The 1,827-nt window shown below is 36.1% G+C and carries 2 protein-coding genes; one reads left to right on the top strand and one right to left on the bottom strand.

Annotated elements, in window-relative coordinates:
* Positions 1–55: 55 nt before the first annotated feature.
* Positions 56–406 (bottom strand): YojF family protein, encoded by a 351-nt coding sequence (locus DN389_RS28260; protein WP_000407039.1) that lies wholly within the window; start codon positions 404–406, stop codon positions 56–58.
* 262 nt (positions 407–668) lie between these two features.
* On the opposite strand from DN389_RS28260, the gene DN389_RS28255 reads away from it, so the two are divergent.
* Positions 669–1,827 (top strand): ArsB/NhaD family transporter (locus DN389_RS28255; protein WP_149237855.1); only part of this gene is annotated, 1,159 nt, incomplete at its 3' end.

Below are 1,827 nucleotides of genomic sequence, written 5' to 3'. Positions count from 1 at the left end.
CATCTGGATGCGGAAATACAACAAGTACATGTCTCTCCATAAGTTTCCCTCCTTCTTACTTAAATGGCGTTAAGCTTAACTCAAGTGCAACTGCTAAGCGACCTTGATTATCGTGCCCTGCAAGTAATAAACGCTCTTTATCGTCTACTTCCCAGTGCGTAATACCTTCTGCATATACCCAGCCATGATCCATTTTTAAACCAACTCGGTATGGATTTGTTCCAGTAATCTTCCCACGTTCAAAGCGAATAATTGCATTTCGAATGAATGCTCCAACTGTCATCATCTTTTCGTTAAAGTGTGACGCATACGCTCCGTTCGTTGTTTCTAAATGAATATATACATCTTTATTTACAAAACGTTCAATTTCATTTTGAATAAGAGAACTATCTTTTACTATTTCCATCGGAATTCACCTCTTTAAACCATTTTACGCAAAAATAATGTAAATTGCTATCTCTATATTAGAGGACAACGCCCACTTTTCCTAATAATTTGTACTGTGTTTTTTATATTTTTTATATGATATGTAAAAAATATATTTTTTCCTTCACTTTGTTAAATAGTTTTCTTTCTTTTTTGAATTTGCTACAATATATTTTATCCCGTATTTATGCAGCGAGATACATTTTGACAATTGAATACATACTTTAAAGAAGGTGACATGATTGGAACAATCAGCACATGAAGTAGCAAATTGGCAATATTATTTTGCAATTGCCGTATTTTTAATCACGTACGGATTTATTATTTCTGAGAAATTGAATCGTGCTGTAATCGCACTATTCGGCGCTGCTATTATGATTATTTTTGGAGTTGTAGATTTACATACTGCTTTCACATCACATATTCAATGGGAAACGATTACCCTTTTAATTGGGATGATGATTCTCGTACATATTACGAGTCAATCAGGCGTATTTGAATTTGTGGCCATTAAAGCAGCGAAGGCAGCTGGTGGAAAACCAATCCGCATTTTATTATTACTATCCCTATTAACTGCTGTCGGTTCTGCCTTTTTGGACAACGTAACGACCGTTCTACTAATCGTTCCTGTTACACTGTCCATTACACGTATTTTAAAAGTAAACCCTGTTCCTTATTTGATTTCAGAAGTACTATTTTCAAATATAGGTGGAACAGCAACATTAATCGGTGACCCACCGAACATTATGATCGGATCAGCAAATAAGCATTTAGACTTTAATGCCTTTTTACTAAACTTAGCTCCAATCGTAATCATTATCTCTATCGTTACACTTGGTATTATTTACTTCATGTATCGCAACAAACTAAAAACAACACCTGAGCAAATTAAAATATTAATGGCATTGAACGAAAAAGATTATATTAAAGATCAAAGCCTCCTTTTAAAATCCATTTCAATTTTAGGACTAACCATTTTAGGCTTTGTACTTCATTCGATTATTCATGTAGACGCTGCGGTTATCGCGATGACAGGTGCTACACTTCTTATGCTAATCGGCGTGAAAGAACATGATATTGAAGATGTATTTGCCCACGTTGAATGGGTAACCATTTTCTTCTTTGCTGGACTATTCGTTCTCGTTGGCGGATTAATTGATATCGGACTTATTTCTTCACTCGCAAAAGAAGTACTCGACGTAACGAATGGTGATATCGGTTTCGCTGCGATACTTATTTTATGGGTATCAGGCATCGCATCTGCGACAATTGACAATATCCCCTTTGTCGCAACAATGATTCCGCTTATTCAAGATTTAGCTACAGGACTCGGACTATCTGTCGACTCTCCGCAAATCGAAGTACTATGGTGGGCGTTATCACTTGGGGCTTGCTTAGGAG

The sequence above is a fragment of the Bacillus sp. AY3-1 genome, from assembly GCF_008368785.1.
Classification (GTDB): Bacteria; Bacillota; Bacilli; order Bacillales; family Bacillaceae_G; genus Bacillus_A; species Bacillus_A wiedmannii.
The sequence above is the reverse complement of the archived record's forward strand: the minus strand, read 5'-3'. Positions and strand labels throughout refer to the sequence as shown.